At 69.5% G+C, this 24,287-nt stretch carries 21 protein-coding genes, 1 tRNA gene and 1 pseudogene; 12 read left to right on the top strand and 11 right to left on the bottom strand.

Going from position 1 to position 24,287, the window contains the following annotated elements; genetic code table 11:
* Positions 1-10: 10 nt before the first annotated feature.
* The 3 genes and pseudogenes from ACQ754_RS01660 to ppsR form a co-directional block, all read right to left on the bottom strand.
* Positions 11-486: pseudogene (locus tag ACQ754_RS01660) on the bottom strand (Rrf2 family transcriptional regulator).
* 8 nt (positions 487-494) lie between these two features.
* Positions 495-995: a DUF1249 domain-containing protein gene (locus ACQ754_RS01655; RefSeq protein WP_440995242.1), complete on the bottom strand. Its 501-nt coding sequence runs from the start codon at positions 993-995 to the stop codon at positions 495-497.
* A gap of 117 nt (positions 996-1,112) precedes the next feature.
* Positions 1,113-1,934, bottom strand: a complete 822-nt coding sequence (gene ppsR / locus ACQ754_RS01650) for a posphoenolpyruvate synthetase regulatory kinase/phosphorylase PpsR (protein WP_440995241.1) — start codon at positions 1,932-1,934, stop codon at positions 1,113-1,115.
* Positions 1,935-2,051: 117 nt separating this feature from the next.
* Between ppsR and ppsA the strand changes: the two genes are divergently transcribed.
* The 10 genes from ppsA to ACQ754_RS01600 all read left to right on the top strand — a co-directional run bounded on the left by ppsA (position 2,052) and on the right by ACQ754_RS01600 (position 13,963).
* On the top strand, positions 2,052-4,436 hold the full coding sequence (gene ppsA / locus ACQ754_RS01645; protein ID WP_440995240.1) for a phosphoenolpyruvate synthase: 2,385 nt from the start codon (positions 2,052-2,054) through the stop codon (positions 4,434-4,436).
* 42 nt (positions 4,437-4,478) lie between these two features.
* On the top strand, positions 4,479-6,518 hold the full coding sequence (locus ACQ754_RS01640; RefSeq protein ID WP_440995239.1) for a hypothetical protein: 2,040 nt from the start codon (positions 4,479-4,481) through the stop codon (positions 6,516-6,518).
* A gap of 39 nt (positions 6,519-6,557) precedes the next feature.
* Positions 6,558-7,160, top strand: a complete 603-nt coding sequence (locus tag ACQ754_RS01635; RefSeq protein WP_440995238.1) for a YdbL family protein — start codon at positions 6,558-6,560, stop codon at positions 7,158-7,160.
* A 147-nt stretch (positions 7,161-7,307) separates the two neighbouring features.
* Positions 7,308-8,804, top strand: a complete 1,497-nt coding sequence (locus ACQ754_RS01630) for an FAD-linked oxidase C-terminal domain-containing protein (RefSeq protein ID WP_440995237.1) — start codon at positions 7,308-7,310, stop codon at positions 8,802-8,804.
* Between the two features lie 8 nt (positions 8,805-8,812).
* Positions 8,813-9,880 (top strand): glycolate oxidase subunit GlcE, encoded by a 1,068-nt coding sequence (gene glcE, locus ACQ754_RS01625; protein WP_440995236.1) that lies wholly within the window; start codon positions 8,813-8,815, stop codon positions 9,878-9,880.
* A 6-nt stretch (positions 9,881-9,886) separates the two neighbouring features.
* A complete protein-coding gene (glcF, locus tag ACQ754_RS01620) occupies positions 9,887-11,119 on the top strand; it encodes a glycolate oxidase subunit GlcF (RefSeq protein ID WP_440995235.1) in 1,233 nt (410 codons plus the stop codon).
* A gap of 7 nt (positions 11,120-11,126) precedes the next feature.
* A complete protein-coding gene (locus tag ACQ754_RS01615; RefSeq protein WP_440995234.1) occupies positions 11,127-11,963 on the top strand; it encodes a sulfurtransferase in 837 nt (278 codons plus the stop codon).
* 21 nt (positions 11,964-11,984) lie between these two features.
* Entirely contained in the window at positions 11,985-12,404 is a 420-nt protein-coding gene (locus ACQ754_RS01610) for a PACE efflux transporter (protein ID WP_440995233.1), read from the top strand.
* Between the two features lie 67 nt (positions 12,405-12,471).
* Complete coding sequence (locus tag ACQ754_RS01605) at positions 12,472-13,410, top strand: D-2-hydroxyacid dehydrogenase (RefSeq protein ID WP_440995232.1); 939 nt, start codon at positions 12,472-12,474, stop codon at positions 13,408-13,410.
* Positions 13,382-13,963, top strand: coding sequence for a class I SAM-dependent methyltransferase (locus tag ACQ754_RS01600; RefSeq protein WP_440995231.1), 582 nt, complete (start codon positions 13,382-13,384; stop codon positions 13,961-13,963). Before ACQ754_RS01605 ends, ACQ754_RS01600 begins: the two co-directional genes overlap by 29 nt.
* Here the strand turns inward: ACQ754_RS01600 and pgi are convergent.
* Complete coding sequence (pgi, locus tag ACQ754_RS01595; RefSeq protein ID WP_440995230.1) at positions 13,950-15,539, bottom strand: glucose-6-phosphate isomerase; 1,590 nt, start codon at positions 15,537-15,539, stop codon at positions 13,950-13,952. The genes ACQ754_RS01600 and pgi overlap by 14 nt on opposite strands.
* Positions 15,540-15,629: 90 nt before the next feature.
* Here pgi and nagA point away from each other — a divergent pair, with 90 nt between their 5' ends.
* Complete coding sequence (nagA, locus tag ACQ754_RS01590; RefSeq protein ID WP_440995229.1) at positions 15,630-16,775, top strand: N-acetylglucosamine-6-phosphate deacetylase; 1,146 nt, start codon at positions 15,630-15,632, stop codon at positions 16,773-16,775.
* On the opposite strand, the gene ACQ754_RS01585 is transcribed toward nagA, so the two are convergent.
* The 7 genes from ACQ754_RS01585 to ACQ754_RS01555 form a co-directional block, all read right to left on the bottom strand.
* Complete coding sequence (locus tag ACQ754_RS01585; protein ID WP_440995228.1) at positions 16,769-17,659, bottom strand: universal stress protein; 891 nt, start codon at positions 17,657-17,659, stop codon at positions 16,769-16,771. The two genes, nagA and ACQ754_RS01585, sit on opposite strands and share 7 nt — an antisense overlap.
* Positions 17,646-19,313 (bottom strand): cation:proton antiporter, encoded by a 1,668-nt coding sequence (locus tag ACQ754_RS01580; protein WP_440995227.1) that lies wholly within the window; start codon positions 19,311-19,313, stop codon positions 17,646-17,648. Before ACQ754_RS01580 ends, ACQ754_RS01585 begins: the two co-directional genes overlap by 14 nt.
* A gap of 24 nt (positions 19,314-19,337) precedes the next feature.
* Positions 19,338-21,494, bottom strand: coding sequence for an AAA family ATPase (locus tag ACQ754_RS01575; RefSeq protein WP_440995226.1), 2,157 nt, complete (start codon positions 21,492-21,494; stop codon positions 19,338-19,340).
* A gap of 83 nt (positions 21,495-21,577) precedes the next feature.
* Entirely contained in the window at positions 21,578-22,582 is a 1,005-nt protein-coding gene (locus ACQ754_RS01570; protein WP_440995225.1) for a helix-turn-helix transcriptional regulator, read from the bottom strand.
* A gap of 169 nt (positions 22,583-22,751) precedes the next feature.
* Positions 22,752-22,840 (bottom strand) — tRNA-Ser (locus tag ACQ754_RS01565).
* Positions 22,841-22,906: 66 nt separating this feature from the next.
* A complete protein-coding gene (locus tag ACQ754_RS01560) occupies positions 22,907-23,251 on the bottom strand; it encodes a DUF1820 family protein (RefSeq protein ID WP_440995224.1) in 345 nt (114 codons plus the stop codon).
* A gap of 90 nt (positions 23,252-23,341) precedes the next feature.
* Entirely contained in the window at positions 23,342-23,752 is a 411-nt protein-coding gene (locus ACQ754_RS01555; RefSeq protein WP_440995223.1) for a secondary thiamine-phosphate synthase enzyme YjbQ, read from the bottom strand.
* Between the two features lie 203 nt (positions 23,753-23,955).
* On the opposite strand from ACQ754_RS01555, the gene ACQ754_RS01550 reads away from it, so the two are divergent.
* Positions 23,956-24,264 carry a BufA1 family periplasmic bufferin-type metallophore gene (locus ACQ754_RS01550; protein WP_440995222.1) on the top strand — a complete coding sequence of 103 codons (309 nt, stop codon included), beginning with the start codon at positions 23,956-23,958 and terminating at the stop codon, positions 24,262-24,264.
* Positions 24,265-24,287 lie beyond the last annotated feature (23 nt).

The following is a 24,287-nucleotide window of genomic DNA, read 5'->3' as shown; positions in this document are numbered from 1 at the left end:
TACGCCTTCGCTACGGGGAGCGGGGCGAGCCGGTCGAGCGCAGGGAGTTCATCCGCCGCGCGCGCCGCTTCCGGCCGCGTCGGCCTGCCAGGCGGCGATAATGTCCGGCTCCCGGGCCAGCTGATCCAGGGTCATGCCGTCGAGCAGCAGGTAGAGCTGGCCGGAGAGCTCCGACCACAGCTCATGGGTGAGGCAGTGCTCCCCGGAGAGATCGGAATCGAGGTCCACGCGGGCGTCCACGGCACTGATGATATCGGCGACGCTGATCTCCGCGGGCGCCCGGGCCAGGCGATAGCCCCCGCCGGGGCCCCGCACGCCGCTAACCAGGCCCGCCCGGCGCAGGGCCGCGAACAGCTGCTCCAAGTAGGACAGCGAGACCCCCTGCTGCTCGCCGAGCTCCGCTAGGGTGACCCGCCCCGACGCCCCGTGCAGGGCGAGGAACACCATCGCAGTCACCGCGTAACGGGCCTTGGAGGTCAGCCGCATCGCCGCCCCTACACGCTCCAGCGCCGCGCCTGGGGCCGGCTCGCCAACGGCTCGCCGAGCACCGGCATGAAGCTGTGCCCTTCACCGAGGCAATAACGCAGCCAGCGGTTGAGGAACCGGTTGACCTCCCAGCGCCAGGCCAGGCTCCCGGTCTCCGGCCCCGGCCGCCGGCGACGGAACCCGTCGAGCCGCGAATCCGGAAGCACCTCGGCAACACGGGCATCGTGATAGACGCGCACCCGCAGGTCCGGGGCCACCTCCTCGGCGTCACCGCCACGGCGGAAATAGTGGGTAAGCAGCACGCTGGTGGTATAGGCACAGCGCTCGAGCACCTGCAGGTGCAGATCCGGCGTCCCCGCCACCCGCGAGACCACGCAGTCCTGCTGGCGGTCCGGATCCGGCAGCAGCCGCCGCATGAAGATATAGTTGCTCTCGTAGAGCTCCATCAGCGCCGCGAAGCTGCGCGTGCTGCCGGTCTCCAGAGGGTTCAGCGGGGTCTCTGCGATCATGGCCGGGATACTATCACAGCGGCGGCGCCACGCTCGCCGCCCCCGGGACCCCGCCCGACGGACTCGTCCGCCTTCGATCAGCGGAGTTGGGGCATCAGTGGAAAACCGTGCGTTTTTTTAATACAGTCGCCGGCGCAGTTGCCGCTCGTGGATGATGGTGGTCGCGATCTCCTCGATGGACATCGCCGTGGTATCGGCAACCGGGATACGCTCGTGCTGGAACATGCCCTCGGCGCGCGCCACCTCATACTGGCACTGGCGCAGCGAGGCGTAACGGCTGTCGGGACGGCGCTCGCCGCGGATCTGGGAGAGCCGTTCCGGGCGTATGGTCAGCGCGTAGAGTTTGCGCCGATGCGGTCGGATGATCGACGGCAGGCGCCCGCCGAGCAGATCCTCCTCGGTGAGTGGATAATTGGCGGCATAGATGCCGAACTGCAACGCCAGGTAGATGCAGGTGGGTGTCTTGCCGGAGCGGGAGACGCCCACGAGGATCACGTCGGCACGGTCATAATGACGCACCACCGCCCCGTCATCGTGGGAGAGGGCATAGTTCATGGCGTCGATGCGCACGTCATAGAGGCGATTGTCCGCGATGCCGTGGGAGCGGCCCACCGTGTGACTGGAGCGCTCGCCGAGCTCGCGCTCCATGGGCGCGATGAAGGTATCGAAGAAATCGAACAACAGGGCGTCGACCTGATGGATCAGCTCACGGAGCTCCGGGTCGATGACGGTGGTGAACACGATCGAGCGCACGCCGTTGCTGCGGTTCGCTTGCTCGATGCGAGCCACCGCCTGATCGGCCCGGTCGACGGTATTGGTAAACGGCAGCGTGACGTGCTCGAACTCGTCGTTGAACTGCGTGAGCAGGCTATGGCCGAGGGTCTCGGCGGTGATGCCGGTACCATCGGAGATGAAAAACACGGCGCGCTTTCCTGCCATCCTCGCCTCGCGGGGTCGGTTGGGGTTGGCCGCCCAATGTAAACGCGCCGCGGCGCCGGCGGAAGCCCGGCGCCCGCCTTGGCGCGCAGTTGGTTTGACCATTCGGGAGGCAGTAAATTGACCGATTATGTCGTCTGGTTCGAGTCCCTCGGCATGCAGGACGTCGCCCACGTCGGCGGCAAGAATGCATCCCTCGGGGAGATGATCAGCCACCTCGCGGCCGCGGGCGTCCAGGTCCCCGGCGGATTCGCCACCACGGCGGACGCCTACTGGAAGTTCCTGGATGACAGCGGCCTGCGCGCGCGCATCAATGCCGAGCTCGAGGGGCTGGACGTGGACGACGTCGAGCGGCTGATGGAGGTCGGCGCGCGCATCCGCAAGATGATCGTCGAGACCCCCTTCCCCACCGAGCTCGAGGAGCAGATCGCCAGCGCCTACCGTCAGCTCGAGGAACGCGTCGGCAAGAGCGATATGGCGGTGGCGGTGCGCTCCTCGGCCACCGCCGAGGATCTGCCCGACGCCTCCTTCGCCGGCCAGCAGGAGACCTTCCTCAACGTCCGGGGCCTCGACAACATCCTGCTCGCCATCAAGGACGTATTCGCCTCGCTGTTCAACGACCGCGCCATCTCCTATCGGGTGCACCACGGCTTTGAGCACGGCCAGGTGGCGCTGTCCGCGGGCATCCAGGAGATGGTGCGCTCCGACATCGGCGCGGCCGGGGTGATGTTCACCATGGACACCGAGTCCGGCTTCCGCGACGTGGTCTTCATCACCGCCTCCTACGGCCTCGGCGAGACGGTGGTGCAGGGCGCGGTGAACCCCGACGAGTTCTACGTGCACAAGTCCACCCTCGAGGCCGGCCGCCCGGCGATCCTGCGCCGCATCCTCGGCAGCAAGGCCATCAAGATGGTCTACAGCGGCGAGACCGGTCACGGCAAGACGGTCCGCACCGTGGAGGTGGACGAGGCCGAACGTAACCGCTACGCGCTCACCGATGCCGATGTCGAGGACCTCGCCCGACAGGCGCTGATCATCGAGAAGCACTACGACCGGCCCATGGACATCGAGTGGGGCAAGGACGGCGAGACCGGCCGGCTCTACATCCTCCAGGCCCGGCCGGAGACGGTAAAGAGCCGAGACGGCGGCCAGGTCCTGCAGCGCTACCAGCTCAAGGAGCGCGGCCGGGTGATGGCCACGGGCCGGGCCATCGGCCAGCGCATCGGCGCCGGCCGCGCCCGGGTGGTGGACAGCATCGACGACATGCACCGCGTCGAGCCCGGCGACGTGCTGGTCACCGACATGACCGACCCGGACTGGGAGCCGATCATGAAGCGCGCCGCGGCGATCGTGACCAATCGCGGCGGCCGCACCTGCCACGCTGCCATTATCGCCCGGGAGCTCGGTATCCCGGCGGTGGTGGGGGCCGGCGACGCCACCGAGCGCGTCCCCGACGGCCCGGGGGTGACCGTCTCCTGCGCCGAGGGCGACACCGGCTACATCTACGAGGGCGAAAAGGAATTCGAGATCAAGGAGATCAGCCTCGAGAACATGCCGGATCTGCCGTTCAAGATCATGATGAACGTCGGCAATCCGGACCGGGCCTTCGATTTCGCCCACCTGCCCAACGCCGGCATCGGCCTCGCGCGGCTGGAATTCATCATCAACCGCATGATCGGCATCCACCCGCGGGCGCTGCTGGAGTTCGACCAGCAGACACCGGACATGCAGGCGGTAATCACCAACCAGATGGCCGGCTACGACGATCCGGTCCAGTTCTACGTGGACAAGCTCGCCGAGGGGATCTCCACGCTGGCCGCCGCGTTCTGGGACAAACCCGTGATCGTGCGCATGTCGGACTTCAAGTCCAACGAGTACGCCAACCTCATCGCCGGCACCCAGTACGAGCCGGATGAGGAGAACCCCATGATCGGGTTCCGCGGGGCGGCGCGCTACATCTCCGAGGCCTTCCGGCCGTGCTTCGAGCTGGAGTGCCGCGCGCTGAAGAAGGTCCGCGACGAGATGGGCCTGACCAACGTCTGGATCATGATCCCCTTCGTGCGGACCCTGAGCGAAGGCCGTCAAGTGGTGGAGTTGCTGGAGGCGAACGGGCTGAAGCGGGGCGACAACGACCTGCACCTGATCATGATGTGCGAGGTCCCCTCCAACGCCGTGCTCGCCGACGAGTTCCTGGAGATCTTCGACGGCTACTCCATCGGCTCCAACGACCTCACCCAGCTCACCTTGGGGCTCGACCGGGACTCCAGCCTGGTCGCGGAGGGCTTCGATGAGCGCGACCCCGCCGTCAAATCCATGCTGCACATGGCCATCCAGGCGGCCCGACGCAAGGGAAAATACGTGGGCATCTGCGGCCAGGGCCCCTCGGACCACCCGGATCTGGCCCGCTGGCTGATGGACGAGGGCATCGAGAGCGTCTCACTGAATCCGGACTCGGTGGTGGAGACCTGGCTGTTCCTCGCCGGCGAGGAGGCTCCCGGCACCTGACGTAGCCGTGACAGCGGGGTCGCGTCGCGGGAACATGGCGGCATGGCCCTGCGGATTCGCCACTTCGTTGCCCTCCTGCTCCTCGCGCCAGTGCTCCCGTGCGGGGCGGTGGAGTCGCTGACCCTGGGCATCGCCGATCTCGAAGGCGAGGGCTGGCGTGCGGAGGGGGTCACGCTGGCGCATCGTCTGGCCGAGGGCGAGAGCGAGCTCCGCGTACGCCGGCTCCACGTGGCGGGCCTCGACGTCCCCGTCGAAGGCCTGCGCCTGCACTGCCCCACCATCGACCTCACCGCCCCGCGGCTCGCCTGCCGGGACGGAAGCCTGGGCGCGCAAGGGGGGCCACTCGGCGCCCTGTCGGCGAGCGCAAACCTCCATCTGGATCGCGGTAGCGCCACCCTGGACCTGGAGCTCGGCGGGCTGCGACTCGCCGACGGCGACTGGCATGTGGCCGCCCATAGCGGCCCGAACGGCTGGCGGATCACCCTGCAGGGTGAGGGGGCGGGCCTAGCGACCCTGGCGGAGTGGCTGCCCGGCGTTGCCGTCGACTGGCGCATCGCCGGCCGCGCGGCCCGGCTGAACGCCACGCTGATGGGCGGTGACGGCGAGCGCCTGCGCAGCGTCGGCGAGCTCCGGCTGCAGGGATTGGGTTGGAGCGACGCCACCGGCCTCCAGGCCGGTGAGTCGCTGACCGGCGAGCTCGGCTGGGCGGGCTATCGCGACGACGAGGGCTGGTACGGACAGGCCCGGGTCTCCCTGGATGGCGGTCAGGTCTATAGCGACCCGGTATTCCTGGACTTCGGCGCGCACCCCTTGCAGGCCCGCGCCGATCTTGAGCTCTCCCCGGGGCGGAAGGCGCTTTCGATTCGTGGCGCCCGGCTGGAGCATTCGGGCCTCGCCGCCGGCCAGGGGGAGCTCCAATGGCGCGCCGGCGAGGGGATTACCGCGGCACGCTTGCAGCCACTGACATTGCTGGAACCCGCCTTCGCCGTCTACCTGCGTCCCTTCCTGGTAGGCACCGCCGCCGGCGGTATCGAGGGCCGGGGCACCGCGGTCGTCCGCGGCCGCATCGCCGAAGGCGCCCCCCGGGAGATCGCCGTGGACCTCTCCGATGCCTCGCTGTCCCGGCCCGGCCTCGCTCTGAACGGCATCAACGGCCGGTTGATCTGGCACGCCGGCGATCACGAGTCACCGCCGGTCACGCGCCTCGGCGCTGCAGACGGCCGTCTCTACGGGGTCTCCCTCGGCGCCTTTGACGCCCGGCTGCGTCTGCACGGCGACGGCCTACGGCTGGAGGCGCCGCTGCGCATACCGGTGCTCGACGGCGCCGTGGAAGTCGACACCCTCGCCCTGCAGGGACTGCGGGGGGCGACGCCCCGGGCCCAGCTGGACGCCCGCATCCGGCCCATCAGCCTGGGCCCGTTGAGCGAGGCCCTCGGCGGGCCGCGGCTCACCGGCAGCCTCAGCGGCACATTGCCCCGCCTGCGTTACCAGGCCGGGGAGGTCAGCGTCGGCGGCGAGCTGCGGCTGGGCGCCTTCGGCGGCGATATCCGCGTCGCCGATCTCCTCCTCGCCGATCCCTTCGGGACCCTGCCCCGACTGAGCGCCGATGTCCTGGTGCGGGGACTGGACCTGGAGGCCCTGACCACCGCCTTCGAGTTCGGGCGCATCACCGGGACCCTGGACGGCGAGGTCTCGGGCCTGCGCCTGCTCGGCTGGCAGCCCGCCGCCTTCCGCGCCTGGTTCCACACGCCACCCGACGACCCCGTCGCCCACCGGATCAGCCAACGCGCCATCGAGGCGCTCTCCGACATCGGCGGCCGCGGCGCCGCCGGGGCCCTGTCGCGGGGGTTCCTCAACGTCTTCGACGAGTTCCGCTTCCGACGGCTCGGTCTCGGCTGCGCCTTGGAAGACGATGTCTGCATCATGCGCGGGGTGGCCCCCGCGGAGACCGGCTATTACATCGTCGAGGGCGCGGGCATCCCCCGGGTGGACGTGATCGGACACGCCCGGCGGGTGAGCTGGTCCACCCTCATCGAGCAGCTCATCCAGGCCACCCGTAGCCAAGGGGCGGTGGTAGAGTAACGCCAAGGCCGACGATATAGGAGCACGATGGTGGCACGAATGAAATCCCTGACCCTTCTCCCCCTGCTCGCCCTGGTCGCCGGCTGCGTGACCATTAACGTCTACTTCCCCGCGGTGGCGGCGGAACGGGCCGCCGATCGGATCATCCAGGATGTCTGGGGCGAGGACGGCGCGCCGCCGGAGGGGCGTGAGGAGACCCCGGAGGGCGAGGACAGCACCAGCAGCGCTGCCGCGCCGCCGGTGGCGTTGCGGCTGCTGGAGGCGGTGATCCCCGCCGCGCATGCCCAGGAGCCGCGGATCGATATCTCCTCGCCGGCGATCAAACGCCTGACCGCCTCCATGGAGCAGCGGCACCGACGCCTGCAACCCCATTACGAGTCCGGGGCCATTGGACTGACCCGCAACGCGCTGATCGAGGTGCGTGATCTCGGCAGCGTCCCCCTGGCCCAGCGCGGGGAGGTGCGCCAGCTGGTGGCAGCCGAGAACGACGACCGCAACGCGCTCTACCGTGAGATCGCCGTCGCCAACGAGCACCCGGAATGGGAGGACCAGATCCGGGACGTCTTCGCCGAGCGCTGGATCGGCAATGCCCGCCCCGGCTGGTACTACCAAAACGAGGCCGGCGAGTGGGTACGCAAGTAGCCCACCGGCCTTGAGCCGCGCCCGGTGCCCCTCCGGCACCGGGCCACCACCGTCCGAACCGCTCCCCTCCCCCCGGGCCGCTGCGGTTTTCCCGCGCCGGCGGGTTCTGCTATCGTGCAGTGGTCAGACCAATGGAGGGCACCCGCCATGGGCGCTTCACAGTTCCGCGAGGAAGACACCCGCTTCCGCGTCGACCGCGAGGGGTTGGTGGAACGGTTGGCACGGATCCTCCCGGAGGAGGGGCTGGTGGTCCACGACGCGGGCCTGCGCGCCTATGAGTGCGACGGCCTCGCGGCCTACCGGCAGTTGCCGTTGGTGGTGGCGATCCCGGAGAGCGTGGCGCAGGTCCAGAAAATCCTCCGCCTGGCCAGCGAGCTGCAAGTGCCCGTGGTGGCCCGCGGCTCAGGGACCAGCCTGTCCGGGGGCTCGCTGCCCCACCCCCAGGGCATTCTCCTGTCACTGGGCAAGTTCAACCGCATCCTCTCCCTGGATCCGGAGCGCCGCATCGCCCGGGTCCAGCCAGGAGTACGGAATCTCGCCATCTCCGAGGCGGCGGCACCCCACGGGCTGTACTACGCCCCGGACCCCTCCTCGCAGATCGCCTGCTCCATCGGCGGCAACGTGGCGGAGAACGCCGGTGGTGTGCATTGCCTAAAGTACGGGCTGACGGTGCACAACGTCCTCGAGGTCACCGCGGTGACCATCGACGGGGAGCTCGTCACCATCGGCTCGGAGGCACCGGACAGCCCCGGCTACGACCTGCTGGCGCTGATGCACGGCTCCGAGGGCATGCTCGCGGTGGTGGTGGAGATCGCGGTCAAGCTCCTGCCCGAACCCCCCACCAAGTCCGTGCTCATGGCATCCTTCGACGACGTGGAGGCCGGTGGCCACGCGGTGGCGGCGCTCATCGCCGCCGGGGTGATGCCGGGGGGTCTGGAAATGATGGACGGCCCCGCGATCCAGGCCGCGGAGGATTTCGTCCACGCCGGCTACGACACCGAGGCGGCGGCCATCCTCATCTGCGAGCTCGACGGCACCGAGGCAGAGGTCGCCGATCAGCTGGAGTCGGTGCAGGCACTACTGCGCAGTCACGGCGCCACCCATATCCAGGTAGCGGCCGATGAGGCCGAAAAGGCCCGCTTCTGGGCGGGGCGCAAGGCCGCCTTCCCGGCGGTGGGCCGGATCTCGCCGGACTACTACTGCATGGACGGCACCATCCCGCGCCATCAGCTCGCCTTCGTGCTGCGACGTATCCGCGAGCTCTCCGAGCACCATGGCCTCGGGGTGGTCAACGTATTCCACGCCGGCGACGGCAACCTCCATCCCCTGATCCTCTTCGACGGCAACAAGCCCGGCGAGCTGGAGACCGCCGAGCGCTTCGGCAGCGAGATCCTGCAGCTGTGTGTCGAGGTGGGCGGCACGGTCACCGGCGAACACGGGGTCGGCGTGGAGAAGATCAACGAGATGTGCGTACAGTTCGCCACCGCGGAGCTCGAGCAGTTCCACGCCGTCAAGCATGCCTTCGACCCGGAGGGCCTGCTCAACCCCGGCAAGGCGATACCGACGCTGGCGCGCTGTGCCGAGTTCGGCGCCATGCACGTGCACAACGGGGAGCTGCCACACCCCGATCTGGAACGATTCTGAGGACCGTCATGGACAGCGGCGCCGACCAGACCCGATACATCAGCGAATGCGTCGCGGAGGCGGCCCGAGCCGGCCGTCCGCTGGAGACCCGCGGCCGCCACAGCAAGGGCTTCTACGGGCGCGCACCCCGGGGTGAGCCCCTGCCCCTGGCAGAGCATCGCGGCATCGTCAACTACGCACCCACCGAGCTCATCCTCACCGCCCGCGCCGGGACCCCACTGGCGGAGGTCGAGTCCACCCTGGCGGAACAGGGGCAGATGCTGGCCTTCGAGCCGCCGCGCTTCGGCGGGGACGGCAGCCTCGGTGGCGCCGTGGCCGCCGGCATCGCCGGACCGCGTCGCCCCTTCGCCGGCGCGGTGCGCGACATGGTGCTGGGCATCCGCCTGGTCAATGGCCGGGGCGAGGTGATGCACTTCGGCGGCGAGGTGATGAAGAACGTCGCCGGCTACGACGTCTCCCGGCTGAACACCGGTGCCCTCGGGACCCTCGGTGTGCTGCTGGAGGTCACCGTCAAGGTCCTGCCCCGGCCGGAGACGGAGGCGAGCCTGCGCCTGCCCCTGGCCGCCGCCGAGCTCCGCCCCGCCGTGGAGCAGTGGCTCCGGCGTGGTGTCCCGATTTCCGCCGCCATCCACGACGGCGAGGCCACGGTGATCCGGCTCTCCGGGACCCATTCTGCGGTTGCCCAGGGCCACGACATACTGGCCGGCGAAGACGTCGCCGACGGCGAGGGCTTCTGGGCGGAGTGGCGGGACCAGCGCCACCCCTTCTTCACCGGCGATGACACGCCCCTTTGGCGGCTCGCCCTGCCCCCGGGCCGTGACCCCGGCGAGCTGCCGGGCCCGGCGGCGACGGACTGGGCGGGCCAGCAGCTGTGGCTGAAGAGCGACGCCCCGGCGGCACGGATCCGGGACCTCGCCACGGCCTGCGGCGGCCATGCAGCGGTATTCACCGGCGGCGACCGGCAGGGTGAGGTGTTTCATCCCCTCGCCCCTGCGCTGATGCGCCTGCATCAACGCATCAAACAGGCCTTCGACCCGGAGGGCATCCTCAATCCCGGCCGCCTGTACCCGGAGTGACCCCCCATGCAGACGCATCTCGCCGACTTCATCCGTGACACCGACGCGGGGCGTGAGGCCGACGCCATCCTGCGCAAGTGCACCCACTGCGGTTTCTGCCTGGCGAACTGCCCCACCTACCGCCTCTGGGGCGACGAGCTGGACAGCCCCCGCGGACGGATCTACCAGGTCAAACAGGTCCTCGAGGGTGCCGAGCCCACGGAGAGCCTGCAGACCCACCTGGACCGTTGCCTCACCTGCCGGGCCTGCGAGACCACCTGCCCCTCGGGGGTGGAATACGGCCGGCTCGCCGATCTGGGGCGCGAGATCGTCGAGCGCGACGTCCCCCGCCGGCCCCGGGCACGGGCAATGCGCTGGGCGCTACGCACCGTGCTGCCCCGGCGGAGGCTGTTCGCTGCCCTGCTCGCGCTCGGCCGCACGGTCCGGCCACTGGTCCCGACGACCCTGCGGGCCAAGATCCCGCCGGCGCGCCGCGCCCCGCCCTGGCCGGGGCAACCCCGGGAAAAGCGCGTCCTGATGCTGGAGGGCTGCGTGCAGCCGGCCCTGGATCCGGTGATCAACCCCGCCACCGCTCGGGTGGCGGACGGTCTGGGCTTCGAGGTCGTCCGTACCCCCGAGGCCGGCTGCTGCGGCGCGGTCAACCAGCACCTGGGCGCAGTGGAGGCGGCACGTGAACAGGCCCGCCGCAACATCGACGCCTGGTGGCCCCACATCGAGGCCGGGGCCAGCGCCATCATCGTCAATGCCAGCGGCTGTGGCGCCCAGGTCAAGGACTACGCCCACCTGCTGGCCGACGACGATGGCTACCGCGCCCGTGCCGAGCGGGTGGCCGCCCTGGCGGTGGACCCGGTGGAGTTCCTCGAGCACTGGCGGGCCCATCTGCGCCCCACCGCGGATGCCCCACGGCGAATCGCCTTCCAGAGCCCCTGCACCCTGCAGCATGCCCAGGGTCTGGGCGGCCGGGTGGAGGCGCTGCTCGGCGGCATGGGCTTCGAGCTGACGCCGGTGGCGGATCCCCAGATCTGCTGCGGCTCCGCCGGCACCTATTCCGTCCTCCAGCCGCAGACGGCGAAGGAGCTCCGCGGGCAGAAGCTCGCCAACCTCAATGCCGGGTCCCCGGAGCTCATTGCCACCGCCAACATCGGCTGCCTGACCCATCTCGCGGAGGCCAGCGAGATCCCCGTGCGCCACTGGCTGGAGCTTGTTACAGTCGACGCTCCAGCGACAGCCGAGGCGTGAGCGATCCATGGCGAACAAGCAACTGCCCCTCCTCGTCGAGCCCCGGACCCTGGCGGAGTCCCTGGATATACCGGGGCTGCTGGTCGTCGACCTCTCGGACCGGGAGCACTACGAGCGGGCCCATATCCCCGGGGCGGTGCACCTTAGCTATGCGGATATCCTGCGCCAGCAAGGAACGGCCAAGGGGCTGCTTCCCGATGCCGACACCCTCTCCCGGGTGCTCTCCGGGATCGGCATGCGCCCCGACCATCACGTCGTCGCCTGCGACAACGAGGGCAACGGCCGCGCCGGGCGCTTCGCCTGGACCCTCGAGGCACTCGGCCACCATGACTACTCCCTGCTGAACGGCGGCATGCGGGCCTGGCTCGCCGAGGGCCTGGCCACCGAGCCCGGGGCGCCGCAGCCGCGGGAAGGCGCCTACCAAGCGCGCATCGCCAATCCGGAGGTGATCGCCGACCGGGACTTCCTCCTTGAGCACCTGGACGATGCCAACACCCTGGTCCTGGATGCCCGCTCCCCGGCGGAGTATACCGGCGACGACGTGCGCGCCGCCCGCGGCGGCCACATCCCGGGCGCGGTCAACCTCAACTGGACCGAGCTGATGGACCCGGAGGCGGATCTCCGGCTACTGCCCCCGGAGACCCTTCGCGAGATGCTCCGCGAGCGCGGGGCGACGCCGGACCGTGAGATCGTCACCCACTGTCAGACCCATCACCGTTCCGGGCTCACCTTCTTCGCGCTGCGCTACCTGGGCTACCCGCGGGTACGCGGCTACGACGGCTCCTGGTCCGAGTGGGGCAACGACCCGGACACGCCGGTGGTCACCGGCCCGCAACCACGATAGGCCGGTACCCGCGTGCGCTCGGTGGCGGACCGCATCCGCCATGCCGTGCTCTTTGAGCTCATCGGCGTGGCCCTCGTCAGCCCGTTGGCCGGCTGGCTGTTCCATGCTCCGGTGCACCGGGTGGGCGTGCTTGCGGTGGCGATCTCGCTGTTCGCCACCGTGTGGAACTACGTCTACAACCTGGCGTTCGACCACGCCCTGCGCCGGCTCACCGGCCGACTCTACAAGACGCCCTCGGAACGGATCGTCCACGCGCTGATCTTCGAGGCGGGGATGCTGGTGTTCACCCTGGCGCCGGTGATGTGGTGGATGGGTTTCGGGCTCGGCGAGGCGCTCACCATGAACGTGGCGCTGATGCTCTTCTATCTCGTCTACACCTACGTCTACAACCTGGCCTACGACCTCGTGTTCCCCATCCCGGCCCATCAGTCCCGGGGCTGAGCATGGACACCACGCCGGATTGCGCTATGCTGTGGGCCGTTTCACGCACCCCAACGGGAGGCCGCCGATGAACCGTGCGCTCATCCTCTCCGAGGACGCCGAGGTCTACCGCCGCCTGCTCGAGGCGGAGGCGTTGCCCGAGCTGGAGATCCGGGTCGCCGAAGACGCAACCCGGGGCCGGGAGCTGGCGCCGGCAAGCAATATCATACTGGGCAAGCCGGCCCTGGTCGCCGAGGTCCTGGATTCGGCGGAGGCGCTGGAGTGGGTGCAGTCCACCTACGCCGGTGTCGACGCGCTACTCCCGAAGGGCCTGCGCCGGGACTACACCCTCACCGGCGTAAAGGACGTGTTCGGCCCGCTGATGAGCGAGTACGTGTTTGGCTGGCTCATCGCCATCGAGCGCCAGTTCTTCGCCCTGCGCGCGCAGCAGCGGGAACACCAGTGGGCGGAGCGCGACTACCGCGGCCTCGCCGGCCGGACCATGGGGATCGCCGGGCTCGGCTCCATAGGCCAGCACATCGCCGCCACCGCCAATCATTTCGGACTGGAGGTGCTCGGCTACAAGCGCAGCCCCGGCGAGGTAGCCGGGGTGAAGCGCGTGTATGCCGGCGACGAGTGGCAGGACTTCCTTGGCGCGCTGGACTACCTGGTCCTGACCCTGCCGGACACCGCCGCAACCCGGCACATGCTCGACAGCACCGCCCTGGCCCGGCTGCCCGACCATACCTGGGTGGTGAACGTGGGCCGCGGCCCGCTCATCGACAGCGATGCCCTGGCGGAGGCGTTACAGGACGGCGGCATCGGCGGCGCCGTGCTCGACGTCTTCGAGGAGGAACCCCTACCAGCGGACAGCCCGCTGTGGGACCTGGAGAACTGCTATGTCACCCCCCACGTGGCGGCAGCCAGCTTCCCCGAGGACATCGTGGGCATCTTCCGTCGCAACTACGAGCACTACCGCCGGGGCGAGGAGTTGGATTATGTCATCGACTTCCAACGGGGGTACTGACCCGATCCGGGTGTTCGGCCGTCAGGCGCTACGTACCCTGCTGGTGCCCGAATGGTTCCACGCCCTCGCCTTGGGGGCGGGGGATATCATCGCCGATCTGGGCTGCGGCGGCGGCTACGTGGCCCTGCGCGCCGCCGAGCGGGTGGGCGAATCCGGTACCGTCTACGCCTATGACCATGACCCGGAGGCCGTGGACCTGCTCCGTCACACCGCGGCCCTGCACCAGGTCCACCATCTCCACGCCGTGGTCGCCGAGATTGAGTCGGTGACAAGCCTGCCGGCCCCCGTGGACGCAGCCGTCCTGAGCATGGTCCTCCACCATGCCCGCGACCCCGTCACCACGCTACGCCACATCCGCGGCCTGCTCCCCGACGATGCGCGGCTGCTGGTGGCGGAATTCGCCCCGGATGGCCCGGGCACTGTGGGTCCGTCGCTGGCCACCCGGCTCGGTCCGGCCCATCTCAACGAGTACGCCACCAACGCCGGCTTCGACATGGACCTGGTGGAGCGCCAGACCAGCGAGCACTGGTTCTGCGTCCTCACTCCCCGCTAGCGCCCCTGGCGAAGGCGACCAGGCCGGCGGTGGAGGGATCCCATCCCTCGGCGCCGGTCTCCAGCGCGCCCTCCAGATCGCCGGCCAGACGTTTCCCCAGCTCCACGCCCCACTGGTCGAAGGGATTGATCCCCCAGATCACCGCCTCCACGAACACGCGGTGCTCATAGAGGGCCAGCAATTGCCCCAGCGCCCGGCCATCGAGGCGCCAGAACAGGAGGGTGTTGGAGGGCCGATTACCCGGATGGGCCCGGTGCGGCGCCAGCGCCGGGTCCCCCTCGAGCTCCTCTGCGTCTACCCCGCGCATCAGGGCCCGTGACTGGGCCAAGCAGTTGACCAACAGCTCCCGGCGGTCGCCGGCGTCTCCGCCCTCCACCGCGCAGAGGAAATCCGCCGGCACCACCCGAGTCCCCTGGTGGAGACACTGGTAGAACGCGTGCTGCCCGTCGATGCCGGAGCGCCCCCATAGCACCGGGCTCGTATCGACGGGCAGGGGATTGCCATCCCGGTCCACGCCCTTGCCGTTGCTCTCCATCACCAGCTGCTGCAGGTACTCCGGCAGCCGCCGCAGGCGCCAGTCGTAGGGCAGAACGGCCTGGCTGCAGGCCCCGAGGGCGGTGCTGTTCCAGACGTTCACCAGCGCCAGCAGCACCGGCAGGTTCTCCGCCAGGGGGGCCTCGCTGAAATGGGCGTCGATGGCAGCACCACCCCCGAGGAAGGCCTCGAAGGCGTCCGGCCCGGCGCCGATCATCACCGCCAGGCTCACCGCCGACCACAGGGAATACCGCCCACCCACCCAGTCCCAGAGGGGGAAGCAACCACCGCAATCCAGGCCGGCGGAGGCGAGCCGCCCGGGATTGGCGGTCACCGCCACGAAATGGCGCTCCAGCACCGCCCGGCGCTCCACACCCTCGCCGAACCAGTCGGCAACCGCCGCGGCATTGCGCAGCGTCTCCCGGGTGCCGCCGCTCTTGGTGACCACGATCACCAGGGTGCGCTCGGGGCACAGCCCGTGCAGCACCGCAGCGCGCTCCTCCGTGTCCACCCCGGAGAGGAAATGCAGGCGTGGGCCGTTGGTCGCCGCCGGGCCGACGACGTCATCGAGCAGGCGCGGGCCGAGGTCGGAGCCGCCGATGCCGATGTGCACCACATCGGTGAACGTCTCCCCGGTTACGCCAGTGACGCGCCCCTGGCGGACATCCTCGGCGTACCGCCGGGCGCGGGTCAGCGCCTCCCCCACAGCCTCGGCGACGCCGGCCCGTCGGGCCATCCTGGCGCTGCGCAAGGCGCTATGTAGCGCAGCGCGCTTCTCGGTAGGATTTACGGCCCCACCATCGAACATCGCGTCGCGCCAGCCCGGCACGTCCCTGGCGGCCGCCAGGGCGAGGAGATCGGCCAGTGCCGGATGATCGATCCGGTTCTTGGAGAAATCCAGCAGCAGGCCGTCGAAACGACGGCTAAAGCCCTGGAAACGCCGTGCATCATCGCCGAATAACCCGGAGATGCTCTGCCCCTTCAGACGGTGACTATGCGCGACGACCCGACCCCAGATCGCTTCCTCCGTCAGCGGCCGCATACGCTTCTCCCTCCTTGTGCTATGCGTTGGCGGACAGCCCGGACCGCCGGCAGGTACCCTGTGTCGACAGCGCCGACACAGGAACCCGCGATGCAGACCCTGCACAACGTCCGCGTCTTCGACGGGGAAACCATACAGCAAGACCGCCGCGTGGGCATCGCTGAGGGCCGGATCACCAGCGTTGGTGCGGACGAGGGCCCCCTCCCCGCGGCGGGAGCGCACCGAGACGGCGGTGGCGGACTACTGGCACCCGGATTCATCGACGTTCAGGTCAACGGCGGTGGCGGCGTACTGCTCAATGACGCCCCCGAGGTGGAGGGCCTCCGTCGCATCGCCGAGACCCACCGGCGTTACGGGACGACCGGCCTCTTTCCCACCCTGATCTCCGATCACCCCGCGGTCACCCGCCGGGCCGTCGATGCCGCCCGGGCGGCCCTGCACGCCGGGGTACCGGGGGTCCTCGGCCTGCACCTGGAGGGCCCGTACCTGAACCCGGAACGCAGCGGCATCCATCCCACGGATCGCCTGCGCCGCCCCGACCCGGCGGACCGGCACTGGCTCCAACAACAGGCGGCAGACCTCCCGTTGATCATGACCCTCGCACCGGAATGCGTGCCGGAGGGATTCATTCGAGGGCTCACCGGCGCGGGCATTCGGGTGAGCGCCGGACACACCGCGGCAGATCATGTCACCCTACGCCGGGCCCTGGACGAGGGGCTGAGCGGTTTCACCCACCTGTTCAATGCCATGTCGCCGCTGACCGCCCGCGAGCCCGGCACCGTGGGCACCGCACTGGCGGACGCGGAGAGCTACTGCGGGCTCATCCTCGATGGTGTCCACGTGCACCCGGAAAGCGCGATGGTGGCACTACGGGCCAAGCGCCCGGGGCGGGTGATGCTGGTCACCGACGCCGTACACCTGGCCGCCACCGAGATGGAGCGTTCGACCCTGCTGGGCCGCCCCATCGTGCGCGCCCAGGGCCGGGTCACCGCCGCAGACGGGACCCTGGCCGGCTCCGATCTCACCATGGACCGGGCCGTGCGCAATGCCGTGGACCTGCTGGGATTGCCGCTCACCGAGGCGCTGCGCATGGCGAGCCTGACCCCCGCCGCGTTCCTCGGACTGGATGATCAGGTGGGGCGGATACGCCCCGGCTACCGGGCCGACCTGGTGCTCCTCGACGACGCGCTACGGGTGCGGCGGACCTGGATCGGCGGCAGCTACCGCGATCACTGACTACCGGCCACCAGCACGTCACAGCCCGCTTGCGAGAGGACGTGGCGGGTGACGCTGCCCACCAGGGCATCCTCCACCGCGCCGCGACCGTGCTTGCCCATAACGACCAGGTCGCATCCCATTGCATTCGCTTGCTCCAGGATCACCCGGGCCGGATAGCCATGGTGGACACTGCGCCGTACCTTACCGCGACCGTCGTCGAGGCCGGCCACGAGCTGCCCGAGCTCCGTGGTGGCCTCGTCCCGGGCCTGCATCCGGTAGCGGTTGATCGTGTCCTCATCGACACCGGCGTACTGGAGCTTCCCCTCGAAGGGCACCTCGAAGGCATGGAGCACCACTACCTCCGCCTCCGGCGCCACTGCGCAGGCCCAATTCAGGGCCACGCGGGAGGCGCGGGAGAAGTCCACGGGCACCAGGATCCGCCGGTACGCCCCCGCTGGCGGGCCCTTGGTCACCAGGACCGGGCGCCGGCATCGACGCAGCACCCGTTCCGCGGTGGAACCCAGCCAGAGCTGGCGCGTCAGCCCCCGGCCACTCGCCCCGAGCACCCCGAGGTCCGCATCGATACGCTCCATGTAGTCCCGGATGGCGTGGGTCACGGCGCCGGTGAGCACCGCCACTTCCGGGGGCTGGCCATGGCGCTGGCCGAGCTCCTCGGCCTCGCTCTCCAGGGCCTCCCGGGTACCGCGGGCAAGACCCTCCTGCAGGGCTTCCGCCTCGCTGCCCATGAGCCGCTGCAGGCGATCGTAGACATCCCCCGCGATTACATGCAGCAACGTGGCGCGGGCGCCGTGGGCGGCCGCGAGCATGGCACCACGTTCAGCGGCCCAGCCCGCGGGCTCGGAGAAGTCCGTCGTAATCAGGATCCGTTCAAGCCGGGGCATCGCTCACCTCCTCACCGCGCAACTCCGTGGCCAGCAGCCGAGCGGCATGCTCGGTGGCATCCTCGAAGACGTTCAGCACCCTGTCGACCCCCGCCCGGTGCAGGGCGTAGCCATGGAGCTCATCGCGCACCGCGCCCGCGGTCTGGCCCGCATAGCCGGCACCGCGGAGCGCGCTCAGCAGGGCGCGGTTGCCCGGCCACTGGGGCAGCGTCGTGATCACCCACTCGGCACCGCGTAGCGGCAGGGACTCCAGGAAGGCCGGGTCCTCGGCGTCACCGAAGCGCGCGCTCAGGCCACGGTCACGCAGGCGCCGGACCACCTCGGGATCGAAATCCACTCCGAGCGCCGGGATCCCCAGGTCGGCGAGCCGCTCCAGCAGCCGCTCCCCATAGCGCCCCAGGCCGAATACGATCACCTCCACCCGTGGGGCACCGTCGTCCCCGGCCTCCACCGCCTGTTCGCGAAACGGCGTAGCCCGCTCGAAGGGCCTCAGCAACGGGCCCACCCACTCGTATAGCGTCTGGGCATAGAGGATCATGTAGGAAGACAGCGCGATGGTCACCAGCCCCACCAGGGTGGTCAGCCCCAGGGTCTGTACCCCGACATGGCCCAGGGAGATGCCCATGGCGACGAACACGATGGAGAACTCGCTGATCTGCGCCACGGTGAGTCCGGCCATGAAGCCGGTCCGCCGGCGGTAGCCCATGAACCCCATGATGGCCATGACGATCAGCGGGTTGCCCACCAGCACGAACACCGAGAACACGGCGGCGTCGTTGAGCTCCGCCCCCAGGGTGGTGAGGTCCAGCTTGGCGCCGAGCTCGATGAAGAAGAACAGCAGCAGGAAATCACGCACCCCGGTCAGCCGCGCGCTCATCGCCTCCCGGTAGTGGGTGGACGCCAGGGAGAACCCCGCCAGGAAGGCGCCGGCCTCCATGGAGAACCCGAGGAGCTCGCCGAGCACCGCAAGCCCCACACCCCAGGCGATGGCGAACAGCAGCAGCAGCTCCTGGGACCGCGCCACGATGCCGACGACATAGGGCAATACGTAACGCATGAGCACGAACATAAGCGCCGCCGCCCCGACGAGTCGGCTGACCACCCCCAGGGTCACCGCCGCCCAGCCGGTCTCGCCGCCACCCATGGAGCCCATGATCATCATGGCGATCACCACGGCGATGTCCTGGACGATGAGAAAGCCCACGGCGATGCGCCCGTGGAGCGTATCCAGCTCGCGCTTGTCGGAGAGTAGCTTGATGATGATGATCGTGCTGGAGAAGGTCAGCGCCACGGCGATGTAGAGCGCCTCCAGCCACTCCCGTCCCAGGCCGAGGGCGATAATGAAGCCGAACACGATCGTGAAGGCGAGCTGGCCGAGCCCGGTGGCGAGCGCCACCGGGCCGATATGTCGAATGTGGTAGAGATCCAGCTTGAGCCCCACCAGGAACAGCAGCACCGCCACCCCGACCTCGGCGAGTAACTCGATATGGCCCTCGGCATGGACGAAGCCCAGCACGGAGGGGCCTACCAGGATGCCCACGGCGATATAGGCGATCAGCACCGGCTGGCGCAGGCGCACCGCGATGGCCCCCGCCACGGTGGTGATGGCCAGCAGCAGGCCGACCTCCGCGAACGGGCTCAAGGACAACGGCATGAGACGGCGGCTCCTGGTTGGTTGCTACAGGCGCGCGGTAAAGCCCATGGGGCGCGTTTGCGCCCCCTTCTCGGCGAGCTCGTCCTCGAGCTCCCGGTACAGCCGCGCCGCATCCACCATGCCGCCGAGCAGCCGCAGGCGCTGGGCCACCGCCTCGAAATCCCCCGGGGTCAGGGCATCAAGCTGGCGGAGGCGATCGGCGTAGCCCCGGGCGTCGCCCTCGCCGCCCAGGGCCTGGAGGGTGGCGTCGAACAGCCGCTGACGCTGCTCCGGGCGTAATGGGTCGAAACGCAGCTTCAGGGCGAAGCGCCGCAGGCTCGCCGCGTCCAGGTTCGCCTTGAGATTGGTGGTGGCGATGAACACCCCCTCGAAGGCCTCCATCTGGGTGAGCAGCTCGTTGACCTGGGTCACTTCCCACTGCTGGTGGGCGCCGCGCCGGTCGCCGAGGAAGCTGTCGGCCTCGTCGAGCACCAGCACCGCGTCGTTGTCCGCCGCCTCGGTGAACATCTCGGCGATGGCACGTTCGGTCTCCCCTACGTAAGAACCCAAGATGGTGGAAGCGCGGCGCACGATCACCTCGCGGCCCATGCAGTCGGCCAGGTGCCGGGCGAAGGCGGTCTTTCCGGTACCCGGCGGGCCGTAAAAGCACAGGCTCCCCACCTGCCGCTCCACCAGGCCGTCGCGCAGGCCGGCCAGGTCGCGGTTGGCATTGAGCAGTCCCATGTCGAAGGGCACGATGGCGCGGCGTTCCCCCCGGGCCGGGCGCCCACCGAGCAACAGCGAGGTTTGACGCAGTACGCTCTCCACCGCGACCGCCTTGGCCTCGGTGCGCCCGGCCACCCGCGCCGCCTTGGCGATGGCGGCCGGCGTGTTGTGCTCATTGGCCACCACCCGGTCGAGCACGGACTTGGGCAGGTCGAGCCCCCCCATGTGGGATTCGGCGATGCGCCGGCGCACCGCCGGCGGCACCGAGCGGAAGAACAGCGGGTAATCGAACCGCCGGAGATGCGCGCCATCCACCCAGCCCAGATCGTTGGCCACCCAGATGCAGGGAATGGTGTTGGACTCCAGCAGCTCGTTGATCCAGGCCTTGCTGCCGGCAGCACTCGTGCCCTCCTCTTCACCACCGTCGACGGCGATCATCGGCGCGGCGGCCAGGGCATCGTCGCAGTCATCGAAGAGGATGGCCACGGACTCGCGGCCGGCGAGCAGGCGCTGGCAGGCCTTGAAGGCCCGCAGCCGCATGCTCGCCTTCAGCGGCGCGCCGGCCCGGTTGGTGGTGGGGACCTCGTAGAGCGTCAAACCCGCCGCGCCGGCCACCACCCGGGCGAACTCGGTCTTGCCGAGCCCCGGTTCGCCGTGGAAGAGCACGTTGCAGCCCGGCGTCGCCTGACTCGCCGACGCCGTGAGGTAGTCGGTGATGATGGCGGCATCCCGGCGCAGGTGGGGAAAGTCGTCCAGCGCGAGGGAGGCCGGCGGGCTGCGCCGGCCGAAGCGGTGGACGATGTCGTCGATGCCGCTGTTGTCCTCGAACAGCCCGTCGGCCAGGCCCTCGATGAGCGAGATCTTCGCCTCCAGGGGGCAGCGCATCCCCTGCAGCCGTACCACGCCGGAGGCGACCAGCGCCGTCTCCCCCTCCACCGTGGCCATGGCGGCGCGCTGGCCGACGCCGCCGAGCTCGCGCAGCAGCCCGGCGAGCTGGCGGTTGTTCACATCCGTGGCCACCATGCCGAAGGTGTCCTCGTAGGCCGGCTCGCACTCGATGAGCGCGCCGAGCACCAGCAGCACCTTGTCGGCGTCGGTGAGCTCCAGGCGCTCATCGAGCAAGGCGATATTACGGAACAGGGCACGATCCCCCGGCAACGCCGCCGTACCGGATTCGTAATGGGCCAGCGCTGCACGCAGGCTGCGCTCGGCCAGCGCCACCCGACGCTCGCCGGCGTCGTCCTTGTCGCCGGCCCACCCCTCGGGGAGATCGAGGTAGCTCTGAAAGGCCTCGGCATCCGCGATGTGCAGGGCACTGGCGTGGCGCAGCGACTGTGGCCAGCCAAAGAACAGGGCCAGGCGTATCAGCCAGCTCGCGCCCAGCACGTGGTAGCTCTGGCTGTCATAGCCCTGGTAGTCATTGACGTCGCCGACCTGGTCGTCGGCACGGCTGCTGAGAAACGGAAGCTCGATCATCGATCCCCTCTGAAGCAACACGGCGATCCGATGGAACGCGGGACGGCCCCATCATGCCATATTCACGGCCCCCACGGCCTGGCTCAGTCCGGGGGGGTGCCCACGTAGTGGGCCAGGGCCGCCGCCAGGCGACCGGCGAGGTCGTCGCGAAGGTGTGGCGGGCCGAGCACCTCCACGCCCGGGCCGAAGCCCAGCAACCACCAACGCAGCTGGGCGGTGTCCTCGACCTCGGCGATCAACTCACGCCAGCCATTTTCGCCGGGCCCCAGCCACTGATCGGGGCTCAACGGTGTCTCGTCGAGATGCCTGGCGATCTCCTCGTCCATCCGCGCATGCAGGCGCAGGCGCCCACCGAGCCGGAAACCGAAAGGGTCGGTGGCGAGCCAGCCATCCAGGTCGAAGCCCGGCGGCGGTGAAGCGGGCGTCTCCCGGGGACTGGCGGCGTACATGCGATGGAGATGGAGCTGCACGGGGTTGTCGTAGTCGAACAGCGTCGCCACCAGGGTGATGACCCCGTCGCGGAGGACGATCCCGAGGGGATCGACCTCGTAGTCCCGGGGTTCGTTCTCATGACGTGGCCGGTAGCGCACCGACAGCCGAACGCCGCTCTGCAATGCCTCATAGACCACGGCCAGGACGTCGCTGTCGATATCCGGGGGGATCAGGCGCTGACCTCGGGAGACGATGCGCACCTTTTCCGGCCAATTGGCCACCGCCTCCGGCGAGGCCCGGAGCACCGCCTCCGCTCGCCGGAAATGGGGGTCCAGCGCCTCCAGGATGGACCGCGGCAGCACCCGCTCCAGGTAGTCCCGGGTCATGCGCAACGCCAGCGCCGCCGCCGGGGACATGGCGGGGATGCTGAGCTCCTCCGCATCCCGCGCCCATTGCCAACCGTAGGGGCGGTTGCGGTCGTCGCAGTAGAGCGGGAACACCGCCGAGAGCGCGTGCAGGTCCCGCTCCACGGTCCGTTTGCTGACGGCGAATCCGTCGTCGGCGAGCCGCGCCGCCATATCCCCCGCTGTGAGCTTCGCGGGGGCGCGCGGTACCAGCGACAGCATCGTCCATTGCCGTAGCAGCGTCTCTCCCATGACATCCGCCCGTTCCGCCAGTCATCCGGGCCGGGACATCCCGCCCCCGAACTTCAGCCTAGCAAAAACCGGTGTGATGAATATCACATTGCAATCTTCCTGCGACGCAGATTGTCGCGCGACGTTCCGTTACGGCGATGCTGGGAAGAAAAGGGCTGGGAAAAGGAAGTGGCGGAGAGGGAGGGATTCGAACCCTCGGTACCCAGGGGGTACACACGCTTTCCAGGCGTGCTCCTTCGACCGCTCGGACACCTCTCCGTTGTGGGGCCCCGCCGGCGCTTCGGCCAGCGAGGCGCTAAATCCTAAACGACGGCGCCGGTGAGATCAATCGTCCTTGCCGGAGCCGCCACGGCCGGGGCCGTACATGGACACCGGGAAGGGGGTGACGTTACCCCCCTGCACGTCGGAGATCTTGGCGTGGCCCTCCTGCTCCACCTCATCGACGCGGATGATGGAGTGCATGGGGATGTAGCTCCGCTTCACGCCCGCAAACTCGCTCTTGAGCTTCTCCTCGGAGGGATCCACCACCACCTGGGTATGCTCGCCGAAAATCAGCTCTTCGATCTGGACGAAGCCGAGGATGCCGCCATCCCCCACGCTACGCGCATAGACCTCATAGACCTTGCCCTGGTTGTGGAAGATGACGCGATAGATGCTCTTGCTCGCCATGATGTCGTCACGCCCGGCTGAGTGCGGCAGATGGCCCGGACGATACCACAACCGCCGCCCCGGCGACCTCCTCCGAGCTGGCTAGGGGGCTCACCCCCAGACAGTGACGAGCAGACGACGCCGGTGCCGCTTCCGGCGGTGCTCCCACAGATAGATGCCCTGCCAGGTCCCCAGCGCGAGCCGCCCACCCCGCACCGGCACAGTGAGACTCGTGTTGGTGAATACGCTGCGCAGGTGGGCGGCCATATCGTCCGGCCCCTCCGTGTCGTGGTAGTAGGCCGGGTCACCGTCGGGAAACAGCCGCGCGGCCATGGTCTCCAGATCGCGCCGCACGGTCGGATCGGCATTCTCGCAGACGATCAGCGACGCGCTGGTGTGGCACACGAATACGTGGCACAGGCCATCGGCAACGGCACTGTCCGCGACCACCCCCGCCACCGCCGCGCTGATCTCCACGGTGCCCCGCCCCGCGGTCTCGACCGAGAGCTCCGTCTGGTGCATCGCTTTCCTCCCGCTTTTCCTTGGACACCAGATGATGTGCCGCACCCCGGCACCACGCAAACCGGCGGCCGCGTAGGCACAACCCCTTACGTAATCAACCGCATGGTCGCCAGGCCTCGGGGCCGCCATCCTGTTTCCAAGCGTTGGGGCGACAAGCCCGGACGCGAGAGCGAAACAGAACCTGCAATCAGAGGAGACATCCTATGTCCGCCAGCAACACCTTCACCGCCCTCGGTCTCGCCGGCGCCTTCGCGGTCGCCGTCAGTGGTGCCGCTTTCTCCGGCGCCGCCGTCGCCGAGGACGATATGGTCAAGTGCTACGGCGTTTCCAAGGCCGGCGAAAACGACTGCAAGGCGGGGCCGGGCACCACCTGTGCCGGCACCTCCACCGTGGATTACCAGGGCAATGCCTGGACCCTGGTCCCGGAGGGCACCTGCGAGTCCATGGACCTGCCCGGCGACCGCACCGGCAGCCTCGAGCCCCTGGACCGGGACCTGCCGCAGCAGGGCTGATGCCCGGCGCAAGGCAGACGACG

The sequence above is a fragment of the Arhodomonas sp. SL1 genome (genome assembly GCF_052060015.1).
Classification (GTDB): domain Bacteria; phylum Pseudomonadota; class Gammaproteobacteria; order Nitrococcales; family Nitrococcaceae; genus Arhodomonas.
The sequence above is the reverse complement of the archived record's forward strand: the minus strand, read 5'-3'. Positions and strand labels throughout refer to the sequence as shown.

What these genes read in the sequence shown, in the direction of transcription:
- ppsR (WP_440995241.1), bottom strand. Translation starts at nt 1,934, where the DNA reads ATGGCAGGAAAGCGCGCCGTGTTTTTCATCTCCGATGGTACCGGCATC.
- ACQ754_RS01550 (WP_440995222.1), top strand. Translation starts at nt 23,956, where the DNA reads ATGTCCGCCAGCAACACCTTCACCGCCCTCGGTCTCGCCGGCGCCTTC.
- ACQ754_RS01600 (WP_440995231.1), top strand. Translation starts at nt 13,382, where the DNA reads ATGTCATCGACTTCCAACGGGGGTACTGACCCGATCCGGGTGTTCGGC.
- ACQ754_RS01615 (WP_440995234.1), top strand. Translation starts at nt 11,127, where the DNA reads ATGGCGAACAAGCAACTGCCCCTCCTCGTCGAGCCCCGGACCCTGGCG.
- ACQ754_RS01575 (WP_440995226.1), bottom strand. Translation starts at nt 21,494, where the DNA reads ATGATCGAGCTTCCGTTTCTCAGCAGCCGTGCCGACGACCAGGTCGGC.
- pgi (WP_440995230.1), bottom strand. Translation starts at nt 15,539, where the DNA reads ATGCGGCCGCTGACGGAGGAAGCGATCTGGGGTCGGGTCGTCGCGCAT.
- ACQ754_RS01640 (WP_440995239.1), top strand. Translation starts at nt 4,479, where the DNA reads ATGGCCCTGCGGATTCGCCACTTCGTTGCCCTCCTGCTCCTCGCGCCA.
- ACQ754_RS01655 (WP_440995242.1), bottom strand. Translation starts at nt 995, where the DNA reads ATGATCGCAGAGACCCCGCTGAACCCTCTGGAGACCGGCAGCACGCGC.
- ACQ754_RS01580 (WP_440995227.1), bottom strand. Translation starts at nt 19,313, where the DNA reads ATGCCGTTGTCCTTGAGCCCGTTCGCGGAGGTCGGCCTGCTGCTGGCC.
- ACQ754_RS01555 (WP_440995223.1), bottom strand. Translation starts at nt 23,752, where the DNA reads ATGCACCAGACGGAGCTCTCGGTCGAGACCGCGGGGCGGGGCACCGTG.
- ACQ754_RS01605 (WP_440995232.1), top strand. Translation starts at nt 12,472, where the DNA reads ATGAACCGTGCGCTCATCCTCTCCGAGGACGCCGAGGTCTACCGCCGC.
- ACQ754_RS01630 (WP_440995237.1), top strand. Translation starts at nt 7,308, where the DNA reads ATGGGCGCTTCACAGTTCCGCGAGGAAGACACCCGCTTCCGCGTCGAC.
- glcF (WP_440995235.1), top strand. Translation starts at nt 9,887, where the DNA reads ATGCAGACGCATCTCGCCGACTTCATCCGTGACACCGACGCGGGGCGT.
- ACQ754_RS01560 (WP_440995224.1), bottom strand. Translation starts at nt 23,251, where the DNA reads ATGGCGAGCAAGAGCATCTATCGCGTCATCTTCCACAACCAGGGCAAG.
- glcE (WP_440995236.1), top strand. Translation starts at nt 8,813, where the DNA reads ATGGACAGCGGCGCCGACCAGACCCGATACATCAGCGAATGCGTCGCG.
- ACQ754_RS01585 (WP_440995228.1), bottom strand. Translation starts at nt 17,659, where the DNA reads ATGCCCCGGCTTGAACGGATCCTGATTACGACGGACTTCTCCGAGCCC.
- nagA (WP_440995229.1), top strand. Translation starts at nt 15,630, where the DNA reads ATGCAGACCCTGCACAACGTCCGCGTCTTCGACGGGGAAACCATACAG.
- ACQ754_RS01570 (WP_440995225.1), bottom strand. Translation starts at nt 22,582, where the DNA reads ATGGGAGAGACGCTGCTACGGCAATGGACGATGCTGTCGCTGGTACCG.
- ACQ754_RS01635 (WP_440995238.1), top strand. Translation starts at nt 6,558, where the DNA reads ATGAAATCCCTGACCCTTCTCCCCCTGCTCGCCCTGGTCGCCGGCTGC.